The organism is Natranaerobius thermophilus JW/NM-WN-LF (assembly GCF_000020005.1).
GTDB classification, from domain to species: Bacteria; Bacillota; Natranaerobiia; order Natranaerobiales; family Natranaerobiaceae; genus Natranaerobius; species Natranaerobius thermophilus.
The window spans coordinates 2600460-2616171 of record NC_010718.1; the positions used below are offsets into that span (position 1 = coordinate 2600460).

Annotated in this window: 15 protein-coding genes; 3 read left to right on the forward strand and 12 right to left on the reverse strand. The window is 34.8% G+C overall.

The annotated features are described in order from the left end of the window. Positions 1-96 precede the first annotated feature (96 nt). Complete coding sequence (gap, locus tag NTHER_RS12315; protein WP_041367159.1) at positions 97-1101, reverse strand: type I glyceraldehyde-3-phosphate dehydrogenase; 1005 nt, start codon at positions 1099-1101, stop codon at positions 97-99. 561 nt (positions 1102-1662) lie between these two features. Continuing rightward, positions 1663-3309, reverse strand: a complete 1647-nt coding sequence (locus NTHER_RS12320) for a PucR family transcriptional regulator (protein WP_041367161.1) — start codon at positions 3307-3309, stop codon at positions 1663-1665. 138 nt (positions 3310-3447) lie between these two features. Between NTHER_RS12320 and NTHER_RS12325 the strand changes: the two genes are divergently transcribed. Then, the gene (locus NTHER_RS12325) at positions 3448-5388 is read left to right on the forward strand and encodes an NAD(P)/FAD-dependent oxidoreductase (protein WP_012448840.1); all 1941 of its coding nucleotides are present in this window, start codon (positions 3448-3450) and stop codon (positions 5386-5388) included. Positions 5389-5483: 95 nt separating this feature from the next. Next, positions 5484-6341 carry an SDR family NAD(P)-dependent oxidoreductase gene (locus tag NTHER_RS12330; protein ID WP_012448841.1) on the forward strand — a complete coding sequence of 286 codons (858 nt, stop codon included), beginning with the start codon at positions 5484-5486 and terminating at the stop codon, positions 6339-6341. 101 nt (positions 6342-6442) lie between these two features. On the opposite strand, the gene NTHER_RS12335 is transcribed toward NTHER_RS12330, so the two are convergent. Beyond that, on the reverse strand, positions 6443-6736 hold the full coding sequence (locus NTHER_RS12335) for a hypothetical protein (RefSeq protein WP_012448842.1): 294 nt from the start codon (positions 6734-6736) through the stop codon (positions 6443-6445). Positions 6737-6984: 248 nt separating this feature from the next. On the opposite strand from NTHER_RS12335, the gene NTHER_RS15390 reads away from it, so the two are divergent. Further along, on the forward strand, positions 6985-8349 hold the full coding sequence (locus tag NTHER_RS15390) for a stalk domain-containing protein (RefSeq protein WP_012448843.1): 1365 nt from the start codon (positions 6985-6987) through the stop codon (positions 8347-8349). A 225-nt stretch (positions 8350-8574) separates the two neighbouring features. Here the strand turns inward: NTHER_RS15390 and NTHER_RS12345 are convergent, their stop codons facing one another. The 9 genes from NTHER_RS12345 to NTHER_RS12370 form a co-directional block, all read right to left on the reverse strand. Next, complete coding sequence (locus NTHER_RS12345; RefSeq protein ID WP_012448844.1) at positions 8575-8799, reverse strand: sulfurtransferase TusA family protein; 225 nt, start codon at positions 8797-8799, stop codon at positions 8575-8577. A gap of 24 nt (positions 8800-8823) precedes the next feature. Continuing rightward, a complete protein-coding gene (gene yedE / locus NTHER_RS12350) occupies positions 8824-9918 on the reverse strand; it encodes a YedE family putative selenium transporter (RefSeq protein WP_202943852.1) in 1095 nt (364 codons plus the stop codon). 580 nt (positions 9919-10498) lie between these two features. After that, positions 10499-11275, reverse strand: a complete 777-nt coding sequence (locus NTHER_RS12355; RefSeq protein WP_012448847.1) for a DUF4097 family beta strand repeat-containing protein — start codon at positions 11273-11275, stop codon at positions 10499-10501. Positions 11276-11303: 28 nt separating this feature from the next. After that, positions 11304-12947 (reverse strand): ABC transporter transmembrane domain-containing protein, encoded by a 1644-nt coding sequence (locus tag NTHER_RS12360; protein WP_012448848.1) that lies wholly within the window; start codon positions 12945-12947, stop codon positions 11304-11306. 150 nt (positions 12948-13097) lie between these two features. After that, complete coding sequence (locus tag NTHER_RS12365; protein ID WP_012448849.1) at positions 13098-14441, reverse strand: radical SAM/SPASM domain-containing protein; 1344 nt, start codon at positions 14439-14441, stop codon at positions 13098-13100. A 124-nt stretch (positions 14442-14565) separates the two neighbouring features. Further along, on the reverse strand, positions 14566-14724 hold the full coding sequence (locus NTHER_RS16055; protein ID WP_012448850.1) for a hypothetical protein: 159 nt from the start codon (positions 14722-14724) through the stop codon (positions 14566-14568). Between the two features lie 105 nt (positions 14725-14829). Continuing rightward, on the reverse strand, positions 14830-14988 hold the full coding sequence (locus tag NTHER_RS16060) for a hypothetical protein (RefSeq protein WP_012448851.1): 159 nt from the start codon (positions 14986-14988) through the stop codon (positions 14830-14832). A 38-nt stretch (positions 14989-15026) separates the two neighbouring features. Then, a complete protein-coding gene (locus NTHER_RS16065) occupies positions 15027-15200 on the reverse strand; it encodes a hypothetical protein (RefSeq protein ID WP_012448852.1) in 174 nt (57 codons plus the stop codon). A gap of 299 nt (positions 15201-15499) precedes the next feature. Further along, positions 15500-15685: a hypothetical protein gene (locus tag NTHER_RS12370; RefSeq protein WP_012448853.1), complete on the reverse strand. Its 186-nt coding sequence runs from the start codon at positions 15683-15685 to the stop codon at positions 15500-15502. Between the last annotated feature and the right edge of the window lie 27 nt (positions 15686-15712).

Consider the following 15712-nt stretch of genomic DNA (forward strand, 5'->3'; position numbering starts at 1 on the left):
CCACCTAGCTAATCGTCATGCATGGCGCACAATAAGTAAGCGGCTAAGCCTATAGTTCCTTAGCCGCTTACACATGTTTAAAGAGTATCCACTTAACTATGATTTTTGGCTAATATACGAACAAAGATCTACGGTTCGCTCGGAATATCCCCATTCATTATCGTACCAGGCAATCACCTTGACCATATTATCGTCTACCATGCCAGTACTGAGACCATCAATTATTGTTGAATGAGGATTCCCTGTATAATCAGCAGATACCAGTGGAAGATCGGTGTAATCTAAAATCCCTTTCAATTTCGATTGGGAAGCTTCCCTAAATGCTTCATTAATTTCTTCCTTACTGGTATTTTTGTTAAGATTAGCTACTAAGTCCACAGTAGATACCGTGGGAGTAGGCACTCTAAAGGCCATTCCATCTAATCTTCCTTCTAAATGTGGGAGTACTTTAGAAACGGCCTTGGCAGCTCCTGTAGTTGTAGGGATAATTGACAAGTTAGCTGCTCTGGCTCTTCGGATATCTTTATGCGAGCCATCAAGAAGCTGCTGATCCATGGTATAAGAATGAACAGTTGTCATCATTCCCTTGGAAACCCCGAAATTTTCATCCAAGACCTTTACCAAAGGTGCTAAACAATTAGTAGTACATGATGCATTGGAAAGTACAAAGTGCCGATCAGGGTCAAAGTTTTGTTCATTAACTCCCATAACTACTGTTAGATCCTCGTTTTTGCCGGGAGCACTAATAACTACACGCTTGACTTTGTCCCCTAAATGTTTTTGGGCATCGTTCCTGTCTCTAAATTTCCCTGTAGCCTCGATTACCACTTCCACATCGTAATCATCCCAATTTAGATTTTCTGGATTTCTATCTCCTAAAAGATTTATTTTATTATCACCAACCATTAAGTAATCCTTACCAGGAGTTACATCTTCAGATAATTCACCATAAAGGGAATCGTATTTTAGTAAGTGTGCCAGTAATTCTGGATCCCGATCACTATTTACTGCCACTACTTCTACATCTTCTCTATAATGGGCAATTCTAATTACGGCTCTTGCTATTCTACCAAAGCCGTTTACACCTATTTTAACCATAATGAGCTACCTCCTTATTTTAATAAAATATTTTTGAAATTGTTCTTACCCTTAAAAACCTTTTATTCAATGGCGACAGCCTGATAAAGAAATGTTATAATGGCATTTAGTTATTGATTTTGACAAATATTTTTTTAGTGAAATTATTATGTATCCAAATCAAATCCGATCAAAGCTTATACTAAGGGACATAAAATGACCCGGAGGGACTAATATCGTCCCAGTCAGGTTAAAAAAATGAACACTTTTCAATTAATATAATAATACACTTTAAAAGTTTCATCAAGGATGAGATTATCAAAAATGTCGGACTAAGAATTCATATCTAGAAAAAGACTTTTTCGCTCTGTACACACCATAGGGAAAGTCGCAGATTAAAAATCTGCGACTTTCTTGTTAATAACATCTTGTTTACCTAGCTTAACTAAAAACAGACATTGTCCCTTAACAGTGAAATTTGTCCCACAGATATAACAGCCTCTTGTCCATAAGTACAACTATACATGAGAAAGTCCACCTTCAATCGTTTTTTGGTGACATTTATAATAGCTATGAAATGAATTTCTACGTAGCTTTTCTCAAATACTCAAGAATTAATAAAGATAGCTGCAAGTGAAAGATGGTCTGACTATTCTCCAGGTTCAGTTCCGTCATATCAATAATTTTGCTAATCCTATTCCTCATGGTATTTCTGTGGATGTATAGCTTTTCTGCAGCTTCATTGATATTTTGATTAGTATTTAAGTATTCCTGAAGACATCTTAAATAAGCAGTCCCATTTTCCTGATCATAGAATTGCAATTCTATCACTCCACTATGACAGTAATCCATCAGATCTGTCTGTCCGTTAAAAGTGCTAATTAAATCATAGGGTTTATAACTTTCGTAAAACAATAATTTATCAGTATCCTGATTCATATTTGCACTGCTATCCTTTTTACCCTTAAGTAGTAACTGGCCAAACTCCAATGTGTTTTTAACTTTTAAAAACTGCCTTTTAAACTCCATTATACTGCTAAATTTATCACTAACTGCTGCCCACAAACCATTATTTTCTAAAAAATTTATCAACTTATCTAAAATCTCTTTTCCCATTTTTTCTTCAGGCAAGTCAAGTAGCACTAGCAAATAATCCTGATAATATATGGCTTTGCAGTGTGGAAACATGGTTTTTACCTGTTCTCTGTAGTAGTCCACACAGTAATGATTGGGAAGATTTTGGCCTAAGGAGATAGCTATTAAATACAAGTTTTCTCCAAAGGAACACGGGGTATTTTGAACCCTAGCCCTTACAGTTTGTTCACTTGAAATATTATCATCCAGTAAATCTAGGAGTAGGTTTTCGTACATAAGACCTGTCGAATTCTTATAATAATCATGTTTTTTCATTTCCTCGGCTAAGACATTACTTAACTGACTGATTAGCTTACTATCTTCTTTGGAAAAAGATCCTTCATCCTCAAATATTATTACATATCCAGCTATTTTATCTTTAATTTTAATATTTTTCACCATTTTTAATCCCTGACTGGCTTCACAGGTGATCAATTGTGGAGTGTTATTTTTGTTAAGTTTTTGCAAGGTTTGATTGTGCTTAACGGTCTGGATAAATTCATAGCTGCAGTACCCATTGGCAATATAATTGTTCCACAAAGGATCTTGAACAGGTCGGTTCTCCGAATGAGCCAAAACTTTAAAGCTGGAATCAATTAACACTATGGGCTTGTTTAGTATTTTGGTACCTATTTTAACAACATACTTAAGGCCCCGACCTTTTATTAGAGAATTAAGTAGCTCTGCCGAGTTATTCATCATTTTATAGTTTCCAATGAAAAGATCCTGAATGAAATTAAAAATTTCCCCACTAATGTCCTGCTTTTCCTTAGAGTGAACTATAATTATATTTGTGTTATCGGTCTTTTCAATCCTTTGCAGACTCTGAGCATCTTCCCGGAAACGGAAATCCTCCTGCCGTTCTTCACCATCCCCCCTGCTGATCAGAAGCAGATTAGTGTTATCCGGCAGTTTTGAAGCTTGTTCCAGTGTATTAATGTCCCCTATGTACAGGACATGTTCCTGGTAATCGGTTCCATTGGGATCTATAAATTTTATTCCGCAAATTTCTCTGGGTGTTTCCAAATGGCTCCAAAGCCCATTGTCTGAAAATTCTTTTGCAAGTGCATTATAAACAGTCTCAAAAGTCAATTCCACAAATATTTCCCCCTCCCTCCTTTCATTATAATGCACTATGCACATTTTATCCACCAATTCTTGTTTGTTTGTACATGTGAAAACCTGCACTAATTTGCTAATATTAGTTTAAAAGCTAGTAAGAAGGAGTGAATAAGAATGGTTTATAATGAATTATTTCAAAGAGGAAGAATTGGAAAGTTAACTATCAAAAATCGAACAGTCATGCCTGCCATGGGAACTTCCCTGGCGGAACCAACAGGTGAGCCTTCAGAAGAGATGATTAAGTATTATGAAGAACGGGCAAAAAATGGCTGTGGTTTAATAATCACCGAGATTACTAGAGTAGATGAAGATTACGGAGTCGGGACTGCCAATCAGCTATCAGCTACAAGTCCACAGCACATTCCGGGTCTGGAAAAACTGGCAAGAAGGGTACAAATCCACGATTCCAAATTATTTGTACAGCTTCATCATCCTGGTCGCCAGGGGCATGCTAGATTAATTGGCGACAAACAGATAATCGCTCCCAGTGAATTAGAATGTCAGGTCACCAAAGAAAAACCTCGAGCCATGACTACAGAAGAAGCGGAAGGTCTGGTTAAAAAATTCGTTAAAGGAGCTGTCATATCTCAAAAGGCAGGAGTAGATGGAGTGGAAATCCACGGGGCTCACGGGTATCTGATCAATCAATTCTTAAGCCCTTATACCAACAGGCGAACAGATAAGTATGGAGGCAACTTCGAAAATAGAATGCGCTTCCTCACGGAAATTATTGTTGGTATTAAGTATATGTGCGGAAATGACTTTCCCATCAGTGTGCGTTTAAGTGCCGATGAATTCAATCCCAAAGGTATCGATTTGCAAGAAGGTACTAAAATCGCTAAATACCTGGAAAGTATCGGAGTTGACGCCATTAATGTCAGCTGTGGAAGCTATGAAACTGGTACTACAATAATTGAACCAAATGCCTTCCAACAGGGCTGGAAAAAACATTTGGCTGCTAAAATCAGGCTCAAACTAAATATACCTGTTATAGCTGTCAATAACATCAAAGAACCACAAATTGCAGAACAAATGCTGTCAGATCAAGTTTGTGATTTTGTCGGCCTGGGAAGATCCCAGCTTGCTGATCCCCAGTGGATCTATAAGGCATATCAAGGTAAAGATGAGATGATAAGACCTTGTATTTCGTGCCTATATTGCATTGAACAACTTATGGGAGGGAGAAAATTCAAGTGTTCCGTTAACCCCTATCTGGGAAGAGAACAAGAGTTTAGCCAGTTAACAGTTGATGGCCAAGGAGATACGGTAGCTATAATAGGAGGAGGACCCGCCGGAATGGTGGCAGCAGAAACCCTGGCTTTGAGAGGATTTACACCGGTCATTTTCGAAAAGGAACAAGAACTTGGAGGTACCTTACTGACTGCAGACAAAACACCACACAAAGAACAAATCACCCGATACGTCAAGTATATGGAAAAAAGACTGACAGAACTTAATGTAAAGTTGAATCTAGGTCAGGAAGCTACAGTAGATACTATCAAAGCACTGTCACCAAAAGCCGTCTTTGTCGCTGCCGGAGCTAATCCCATTGTACCAAAGGATATATCCGGTATAGATAAGGATCATGTTTACACTGTCTTTGATGTATTGAAAGGTGAAGTAGAATTAACAAATCAGCATGTTGCCGTTATTGGTTCTGGACTCACCGGACTTGAAACTGCCGAACTCCTCGGACAACAGGGCAATAAAATTTCCGTCGTTGAAATGGCCAAAGAAATTGGACCAAGTGTATATCGCAATATTTTAGCAGATATAACCGGTAGATTGAAACACTATGATGTAAACTACATGCCCCTACAGCAATTGAAAAAAGTCACCGATAATAGCATCATTACCTTGGACAGACAGAAATCTACTTTGGCAGAACTCGAAGTCGATGCCGTAGTCCTGGCTTTAGGAGTTACTCCAAACACAAAACTTGCCGAAGAGTTTTATCAATCCTTTGAAAACTGTTATTACATTGGTGACATTGTAGAAGCTGCTAGAATTCCAGAAGCTGTGAGAGACGGCTTGGAAAAAGGAAGTATCTTATAAACTGTTGGTATCACCGGTATCAATACAAGTTTGAAAATTTGTGAATTTGAAACTGATTTTTTTGACTTTGACTAACTGATTAGGGAGGGTTAGAAATGAAAGAATTCAAAAATAAGGTGGCGGTTATCACGGGGGCGGCCAATGGAATTGGTAAAGAACTGGCCTATGAAAGTGCCCGAAGAGAAATGAAGGTGGTACTGGTTGACATAGATGAAACTAATCTTAAAAAGGTTGAACAGGAGCTATCAGATATGGGCACCCAGGTCCTGTCTATAACAGCTGATGTCACGTTATATGAAAATGTAGAACGAGTAAAAGACGAAACTTTAAATAAGTTCGGACAGGTTGATTTGCTATTCAATAATGCAGGTGTGGTAGTTTCTGGTCCTGTTTGGGAAATGCCAACTAAGGAATGGGATTACATTACCGCTTCAAATATTCATAGCGTCATATATGGAATGAAAGCTTTTATACCTGTAATGATGGAACAGGGAACGGATTGTCATATAGTGAATACAGCTTCAGTGGCGGGACTGCTTTCCACCCCGGGAATGCCAGCTTATCATATGTCTAAATTTGCTAATGTAGGACTAACAGAAGCAACAAATCACCAGTTACGGGCAATGAATTCCAATATAAAAATGTCTGTTTATTGCCCGGGCTTTATTCAAACAGATCTACACAATTGTGATGATAGAAGGCCACAACGATTTGCTATAGATCCCGATGAACCATATTATCAAAGCACTAGCTACATGCTGGGCCGAGAAAAGGCCAGGTATGTAATTGAAACAGGTATACCATCAGATTCTGTGGGATTAGCTGTATTTACAGCTATTGAAGAAGAACGGTTCTATATCCTTACCCATCCTCAATATAACAGCGTAATTGGCAAAAGGATTAAAGACATGCTAGAAGGAATAGAACCTGATCCATCTATGTTTATTAGATAACATTTGATGTAATAGTATAACAAAGTTATTAAATAGACAGAACAGAGACAGTGGTAGGGGGACTTAAGCAGTACCCCCTACCTGTTTTTTGATCAAAAATTTTAACCCCAAATCACGTTAATAAATGTAATTAATACCGCCACCATTGAAATAAAAATTACAATCCACTCCTGCTGAATTTCTTTATTTTTATGTTTAGTTTTTTCCCCTTTTTCTTCCTGTTCAATCCAAGTTTCTAAGGCTCTAACTCTTTCAGACATGTCCACAATAGTTTCCCGAAGTTGATTATGCTTTTCAACTAAATTTTTGGTATTGTGAAGCTCTGTTCTTAGCTCCACTATACTGTTTTCAAGCTGTTTAATCTCCTGTTTTAATCTTTCAACGTTTTCCGTCATTGCGGATATCACCCCCATACGGGAAAACCATTAACTCCATGGCCCAAGCTTTCGTCATAATTATGCAGTCCTTATCCATGTTGACAAGTCTTGAGTACTTTTAATGCTATAGGATTACTCATTGAGGAAGTCGTCACGCACTCATGTGACTTTAGTCATAAGAGGTTCACAAAGAAATTATAACATGGTAAATTAATAATATTGTGCAAGGCTATCAGGCAATTAGGCAATGACTGGGGTGAGTGGCTATGAAAAAATTAATTTACGTTTTAACAGTTATAGCAATTATTTTTTATCTTGTTCATATAGCGAGAGAACCCCCTAAACAAGTAGATTTCAAAATAGATGGACAAGACTTAAATATAACAGTTAATCCAATTAAACCAGCTGACGAAGTCTTGATTCCAGCAAGATTTATATTTGAACCCCTTGGTGGAGAATTGAATTGGAATGGCGAAAAACAAATTACTTCAATTTCTTTTGAAGACAAATACATAGAGTTTCCCATCGATAGTAAAGAAATCACTGTAAACAATTCTAAAAGAAAACTGGCAGATCCAATAATATTACAAGAAAACAGGACCTACATTCCTTTGGAGTTTGCCCAGGAAGTGCTCACAGCTGAAGCCAGGTGGAACAGTGCTACAAATACAGTAGTTTTGGATATACCAGAAAAAGCATTTAACCGTGACTTTGCAGAAGTCAAAGAAAAGGTACAATCATACCAAAAGGCACGGGAAAAAAGCCAGGATTATACTACCGATCCAAAGGAAACTGCAAAAGAAGCTACAAATAACAAGAAAAATAAACAAGAAAATTCTGATCCTGTTAAATCTGAAGAACTAATTGCACATTTTATAGACGTGGGACAAGGAGATGCGATTTTTATTGAAACTCCTTGTGACAGCCATATATTAGTTGATGCCGGTCAAAACTGGGAAGGGGAAACTGTAGTCACCTATCTTGAAGAATTAGAGATTAATGAAATAGCCAAAGTAGTTGCAACTCATCCTCACGCCGATCACATAGGAGGATTAACTGATATATACAAAAACTTTGAAGTTGATGTGACTTATGACAGTGGATACGAACATGACACCCAAACTTATCAAGAATACTATGACCTGGCCAACAAAAATTCGGACTTTCAGATAGCTAGAACAGGGGATACTCTAGATTTAAGTTGTCTAGAAGCAGAGTTCATTTATCCGCCCGAGGGGAAAGGAGAGGCAGAGGAAGTGGAAGTTCATGATCTAAACCTAATTCTAAATATCAACTACGGTAAGCAATCTATCTTACTAACCGGTGATGCAGAAATCCCTGCAGAAAAAGAAATAATCGCTAATCACTCAGAATTATTACCAAGTGATATTTTAAAGGTTGGACACCATGGTTCAGAGACCAGTACCAGTGAAGATTTCTTAGAAATAGTAGATCCAGAAGCTGCTGTGATTCAAGTAGGAGAAGATAATAGATACGATCACCCCCATGATGAAGTCCTAAGTCGTCTTGAAGATAATGGTGCCAAAATTTATAGAAATGATTATCACGGAAATATAGTAATCACCATCGAAGACAGTAATTGGGAAGCCAATGTTGAGCCATGGAATTAGAGCTCGAGTTCATGAACAACGATCTCTCCATAAACAGAGAAACGTCAAAATAAAAAACACCCTGCTTTTGTCGGCAACAAGTCAACAAGCCGAAAGGCGAAGAAATCTAAAAAAGCCAAAACAGGGTGTTTTTATAATTCTGATTTCTATTCGTAGTTTTAAACGAATATTTTCCAGTTATTTCTTATGGTCTTTAAGACAGAAACTTTTATGAATTAGAAATTTTTACGACTTAGAAATCTTTAATACAAACTCTTCACCATCTTGTTCCACACTAACATCAAACCCTTTGGAATTAACAAATCTAGAAACATTTTCTTTGGCGATATTATTGTCTACAAGAACCTGCAGCTCATCAAATTCTTCTGAAAGAGCTTTTTTAGTATTAATCACGGGCTGGGGACAAGAAAACCCTCTAGCATCTACTGTTTTCACATCTTTCTCAGCCATAACAACCGCCTCCTTTAATTTCTCCTATTGTCGCACTTTTGAACTACTGCTTAAACCAATAGTCTCCATATTCATAAACGCGGTTACCAAAACAAATATAAATCCTATAATCAGTGTTATTATTCCCTCGGTGCTAACACCTTCGGGACTGGCAGCTACACCTAAATTGTGTGCCAAAGCGCCGCCGACTATCATACCAAATACGGCTACTGCTCCATCACCGTCACCGGATCCTGCCAAAATCAACTGTCTCAAAGGACAACCACCTAATAGAATTGCACAAATACCCACAAGAGCCATACCTAAAAAGCTAAGTAAGTGATCTGTATGGGCTACAGGCTGACCCTCAAAACCTAGTTGAAATTGCCCTGCAATCAAATTAAAGACTAATGCCACTATGAAAATGAATATAAAGCCAGTAAATAAAGTAAAGTCTCTTATTAGATATATATCCCTAATTCCGCCTGCCATACACAAACGAGAACGCTGGGCTAGAGCTCCACCAACCAGTCCCGCTATTAATGACACTACAATGGGAGCACTCAAGGACCCAGGACCTTCCTGGCTGAAAATTAGAACTCCCGGTGCCATAATAAGTAATAATAAAAGAACTACTGAAGTTAATGGTGCAATGTATCCTTCAAAAGAACTCTGCCTGTAACTCCTGCCCAGATTGAAGCCATTTTTCAAAAACTCCGTTCCTATTATTATGCCCACAATAAAACCTAGAAAAGCCGGTAAACTGGTTAGGTCTCCTCCTGCAAGCCTTAGCACCATTCTAAGCGGACATCCTAAGAAAATCAATGCCCCAAACATGATAAATACTGCCAATAAAAACCTAGTAGCAGTAGCTGATCCCGCTGTTGGACGAAATTCTCCATTAGCCTTAGAAATAATAAAAGCACCAAGTATTAATCCAATTACTTCCGGGCGTATGTACTGTACTACAGAAGCCTGATGCATCCCTAAACTACCAGCGATATCCCTTAAAAAACAGGCGATACAAAAACCCATGTTATCTGGATTACCTAGTAACACCAAACCTCCACCCAAAAGGCCGAAAACTATTCCTGTAATTATAATAATCCTCTTCTCGTTAATATTAATCCCTCCTCTCAAAAAGTTTGTGAAAGAAATATCTTCCAGTTACTATTTTAATTGATAGCTGATTATAATTGAAATTGTGTTTATTGATACTTATTATTTAAATTATAGCTTTTGTTTATATATGAAAACATAATTAAGACCGGGTCTTTTTATACAACCCGGTTTGAACCAGTCGCCACGCATTCTCGTGACTTTAGTCATGAGAGGTTCACTTAAATTTTTAAATAAAATTGAACTCTAGAGTTATCAACATTCAACGCTTCTCTTTTTGGCCCGCCAGAAGTTGAGCTCCTTTACATAAATATCGCACAAAGATCAAAACATTTCTCATCACAATCACCACAATGTTCTTCACAATTAATAAAACATTCTGTACCGTGTTCTAATTCAGTGCCTTCAACTAACATTCGCATTCTACTCACCTCCTTCTAAATTTTTAAATAAATTAAGTAAATTCACAATTCAATAGCTTTATATAGTTTCCTGGCTTATTTCCTGAATAGTCCAATTAAAATCCCGATTAATTCATTGTATACACCAAATGGAACGAATCACTTTAAATAATCTATCAACAATTTTAATTAAATACTAGTTATTTATTTCTAGCAATTTTTGTTGTACCACTAACAGTATTAATGTCTATACTATTCTCGCCATGTCCATATTCACCTGTTATAAATCTGTCATTTTTTCTTAGATAAATCGGGAAATCACTCCTGATATTTCCTGAAACAGATTCTTTCCGCAGTAAAAATGAAGAATTTTCGGGTAAACTTATATTTGTATTGCCAGAAGTAGTTTTTACTTTAATATTATGATCAAACAAAAAGTAATGAAGGAATACGGTTCCCGAAACTGTAGAGATATCAGTATCTCCATTAAATCTATATACTCTTATATTTCCTGAAATACTTTTTATTCTTATATTCTCATTATTCATAGAAGAGAGTTCTAGTTTTTCGGTTATTTTGTCATCAGTAACCTCTTGATTCTTATCTCCAAAATTCACATTCCCTGATACAGTTTTAACTTCTATATTGTTATTATAGTGATTTGGTATATATATATCTAAATTTAAGCTATCCTTTTTTTCGGAATCAACTTTCGCTTCTGGAAAACGTTTGATTTCAAGATTTAGTCTATCTTTCTTCTTTGCTAACTGCAAATCAGGGTAGTTGCTTCCATATTCTCCATAAAAATGTACTTTTGCCTGTTTTTCACTTGTAGGAATAAAGTTTATGTACGTACTAACTGTTTTAATGTCAAGAAAATTTATACCAGAAATATCAATTGTTTTTAATATATCAATTTTTTCTACAGTTTTTTTAAATTCTTCACCATTTTTATTATTAGAATAAGAATTTAACATAACTTAATCGTCTCCTTTCACCTTAAAATTAACTCACATTGTTTACCCGTGAAACATTAAGATCAATTATTTCATCAGCAACATCAACAAAATCTTTATTGTGTGTTATCACTATAGTTATCCTGTTATGCTTTGTTTGGATTAATAGCTCTTTCAATTTTTCAATACTTTGAAAATCTAAAGCAGAAGTTGGTTCATCAAGCACTAGTAACTCCGGATCCTTTAATAGAGTTCGAATTAATGATATTTTTAGTTTTTCCCCGCCCGATATATTCTTTGAACCTTCCTCAATATTTGTTCGCAAACCCTCTTTAAATTTATTAGGATCAAAATTTAAATTTTCTAATAAAATTTTTAAATCTTGGTAGTTATAATTCTCTATACCAAAAGTCATATTATTTATAAGCAAGTTATTCATTAACATGGGTTCTTGTTCACTGACTCCAACGATTTTTCGACGAACATAGTACATATCTAAATTTCTTAATTCATTAGAATTATAATAGATTTGACCATCATAATAATCATTGTACAATCCCAAAACTATATTTATAAGAGTACTTTTCCCTGTTCCATTATCTCCTAGAATACAATAAATTTTCCCTTTTTCGAATTTATAATTCAAAGTTTCAATTACATAGTTTGAATTATCAAAAGAAAAAGAAACATCATTCAATTGAATTGTGTTAATATTATCAATCTTTACTTCTCCAATAGTTTCCTTTGGTTGATATAGAACACCCATAAGCCTATCATAGGCAACCAAAGCTTTTTGATAAGAACTTCCTAATCCTAGAAAATAACTAACTCCATTTTTAATCATAGAAAAATAACTATTAATAATTGTAAACTCTCCAATTGTTAAGTTTCCATTCATTATTTCCAGACCACCAAAAAAGAAAACTACCACTCGTGCCAAAACTTTAGTAAATGAATCACTATTTGAAAAAAGCAAAGATAATTTCGTGTATTTAATAAATGTCAAAAGCATCGTTTTAAAACTTTGTTCAAGTTGATTATGTGCTTCTCTAAAAGTAGCTGTCAATTTAATTAATTTAGTTTTTTGTAGAAATTGATTCATTACAGAAAAAAATTTATTCTGTTTTTCCTTCAATTCGTAATTTTTATTATATAAAGGTTTTCGAAATAAATAATATAAACCAAGATATAATGGAATAAGTGGCAATAGTATCAAAGTTAATCTTACATTAATAGTCAGAGAAATATAAATTAAAACAGTTACAGTCAAAAAATTCTTAATAATGCTTACAAAATTATCTAAAACGAAATTAATTACTTCTTTACTATCATTATTGATCCTTTGATTTAAATACGCACTATCTTTATCTTCAAAATATCTTACAGGTAATTTCACTAAATGTTTTAATACGTAAAAATTTAAATCAATCATAGATTTTGTTTGGATGGTTCTATGCAAATAATTTTTAACAAAAGATGCTATGATATTAAAGAGACCTACTGCTAATATGATTAGTGTAAAATATTTGATTTCCTGTCTTGTAGGTCCTTGATTTAATATATCTACGTAATAACCTGTTAAATAAGGTAAAACAATAGAAACAACCCATGTGATAAGACTCATCATAGCGAAAACAAACAACGAAATTTTATATTTTAATAAGTGTTCTTGAGCTAATTTTACAATTTTCATAAGTTTCACTCCCCTATTGTCAAGAACCAAGTCCAAATTTCAAAATACTATAATTATATTTTGACTTTATTAAAGAATGATAGACCTAGATTTAGCAAGTATACACTTTAAAAGTAATACCTGCTAAACCTAGGTTAATTACATGGTAAATCAAATTTTAGCTTTTTTAACTTTTTCCTCTTGTTGTGATTTTACTTTCTGATTATACATATCAATAGCAATTTCTTTAATGTAATTAGAGAGTTCATACTTATAAGAAATACATCTATCTGTTATTCCATCAATTCTTCTTCTTGGACAACCTCCCATGCACAAGGGAAGAAATTTACACTCTACACATTCTGTATCTTCTGTAGGATCATACATCATATATCTAAAAAGTGTTTGCACTGTTGCAGGATCTTCTTCAGTAACATGTGCTATTTTATACTCTTTTCTACCAACATCGTTCCAGCACTTATAAACATCTCCTTCAGGATCAACTACTATTGCACTATCGTTATCTGCACAACACACATTTGATCTTCGTCTGGGATATCTGTGCCTTATATTGGGAGCAAAACCAAATTCCACTAGTTTTTTGTAAAATTCATATTCAATTTTGGCAAAATAGCGGGAATCCAAAATGTTATCCACGTCATAACAGTCGTTTGTCGGCTCCACATAACCTGGATAAACTGATACAGTATTTTCTAAACTATGAGATTTTAATACAGTTAACACTTCTTGAATTCTTTCAACATTTTCTTTATCTACATTAACTCTTACAGAAACATTTGGTAGAATGTCTTTACAATCACACAAGTTTTGAACTATTTTGGAAAATGTAGGTTGTCCACCTCTAGCAGGTCTCCGTTTATCATGAATATCTTTCGGACCATCCAGTGTAATTTGTATAGAACTGATATTTAGTTGGTTTAATTTATCCACAGTTTCTCTATTTAAATTATAACCATTAGTTATCAGAGAACTGCTAAATTTTTTTCCTTTTTCATTACAAAGTTCTATAGCTTGCTTGTTAATATTTTCTATTACATCTAATGCTAAGAGTGGTTCCCCTCCATGCCATCCAATAGATAAGTCGCGGATATGGTCTAATTTTTGTTTTATATAATTTATAATAGATTGTTGAATGTCTTCAGACATATACCCGTGCTGAACTCCCTGTTCGTAACAATAAATGCATTCAAAATCACACTCTAATGTAGGTACCAAAGTAAATCCAAATCTTTTTGTTGAATATCTATGTTTTAATAATGAATAACGGATTAAGTCAATCTCATTAAGAGCATTTTCGAGTATGAATCCGTTCTCTTCTAATGTTTTATATAATTCTGTGTCGTCAATCTGTAAACCGTTTTCTACGTAATTTTTATATTTTTCATATTCTTTTGTGTCCATAATTGCCAAGGCATTCGTCCTGGCATTATAGGCAATCAGTTCATCAGTGTTATCCGGTGAATCAAAGAAAAAATTATATTTAGAAGCCTGCACATTCAAAACCTCCTTTGACATAGATTTTTAATTAAAAGAAAAAGTAGGGTATCCTCTACTTTGATTGACATAACGATAATTTCATTGAAAAGAGGATACCCTATATACCATTTCAAACAACTTATTAGTCATCGTAAGGAGAAACTTGAGCTGCTTTACATAATTCCCCGACACATTGCTCACCACATTCATTACATTGTTCACATCCTTCGTACTGGCAACCACAGTTTATAAAACATTCTGTATCGTGTTCTAATTCTGTGCCTTCAACTAACATTTGCATTTTACTCACCCCCTCTCTTTAAATTTTTACCACTTAGCTAATTCTAGACTGTAACGCTACCTTTCATTGAAAAGAGGAATACCCTATATACCACTTAAATAATTATTAGTCGTCGGTAGGAGAAATTTGAGCTCCTCCACATAATTGCCCAACACATTGCTCACTACATTCATCACATTGTTCACAAGTATGGTATTGACACTCACAATTTATAAAACATTCTGTATCGTGTTCTAATTCCGTGCCTTCAACTAACATTTGCATTCTACTCATCCCCCTTAAAATTTTAAAATAATCTTAATTTAATCATCCCAAGGAGCCGTGTTCATTCCTCCACAATATTCTCCACCACATCCTTCCCCAACACATTGCTCACTACATTTGTAACAATGATCACAACCTTCGTACTGACACCCACAATTTATAAAACATTCTGTATCGTGTTCTAATTCCGTGCCTTCAATTAACATTTGCATTCTACTCACCTCCTTTTTGTTTATTTTTTATTTAATTTTTTAACTATTTTGTAAATTCACAATTCAATAACTTAATATCTTTTCCTGTCTTATTTCCTGTTTAGTTCAATTAAACTCTCGAATAGTCCATTATGGACTCCGAATGGAACAAACACTTTAAAGGGCTACCTAATTTAAAAAAACCTTTACCTGATCAAACAGGTAAAGGTTTTTATTCATCATATTATGTATTAGCCGTATAATTTCAATTTTATACCTTTAATCAATTAAAAACTAGTTAAAGGTGTGCTTGAATCAATTTAAATCAGTAAATTTAAAGCCACAAAAATAGCTGCTGCTACAACAGCCGTTAAAAGTGAATCAAAAAAAGCTTCTTTCTTACTCTCCACATTCACCCCTAAACCCCAAATATTTTTGATTTTAAGTATATACCATGCAATTAAGAAAAACACAAAAAATATTATTCCTTGAAAGAAAATCCCCACATTAACGCCTCCAATATAATTTCGGAA

Excerpts from the sequence above, each read along its gene's own strand:
- NTHER_RS16065 (WP_012448852.1), bottom strand. The coding sequence starts at position 15,200 with ATGCAAATGTTAATTGAAGGCACGGAATTAGAACACGATACAGAATGT.
- NTHER_RS16060 (WP_012448851.1), bottom strand. The coding sequence starts at position 14,988 with ATGCAAATGTTAGTTGAAGGCACGGAATTAGAACACGATACAGAATGT.
- NTHER_RS12360 (WP_012448848.1), bottom strand. The coding sequence starts at position 12,947 with ATGAAAATTGTAAAATTAGCTCAAGAACACTTATTAAAATATAAAATT.
- NTHER_RS12335 (WP_012448842.1), bottom strand. The coding sequence starts at position 6,736 with ATGACGGAAAACGTTGAAAGATTAAAACAGGAGATTAAACAGCTTGAA.
- NTHER_RS12325 (WP_012448840.1), top strand. The coding sequence starts at position 3,448 with ATGGTTTATAATGAATTATTTCAAAGAGGAAGAATTGGAAAGTTAACT.
- NTHER_RS15390 (WP_012448843.1), top strand. The coding sequence starts at position 6,985 with ATGAAAAAATTAATTTACGTTTTAACAGTTATAGCAATTATTTTTTAT.
- NTHER_RS12355 (WP_012448847.1), bottom strand. The coding sequence starts at position 11,275 with ATGTTAAATTCTTATTCTAATAATAAAAATGGTGAAGAATTTAAAAAA.
- NTHER_RS12330 (WP_012448841.1), top strand. The coding sequence starts at position 5,484 with ATGAAAGAATTCAAAAATAAGGTGGCGGTTATCACGGGGGCGGCCAAT.
- NTHER_RS16055 (WP_012448850.1), bottom strand. The coding sequence starts at position 14,724 with ATGCAAATGTTAGTTGAAGGCACAGAATTAGAACACGATACAGAATGT.
- NTHER_RS12345 (WP_012448844.1), bottom strand. The coding sequence starts at position 8,799 with ATGGCTGAGAAAGATGTGAAAACAGTAGATGCTAGAGGGTTTTCTTGT.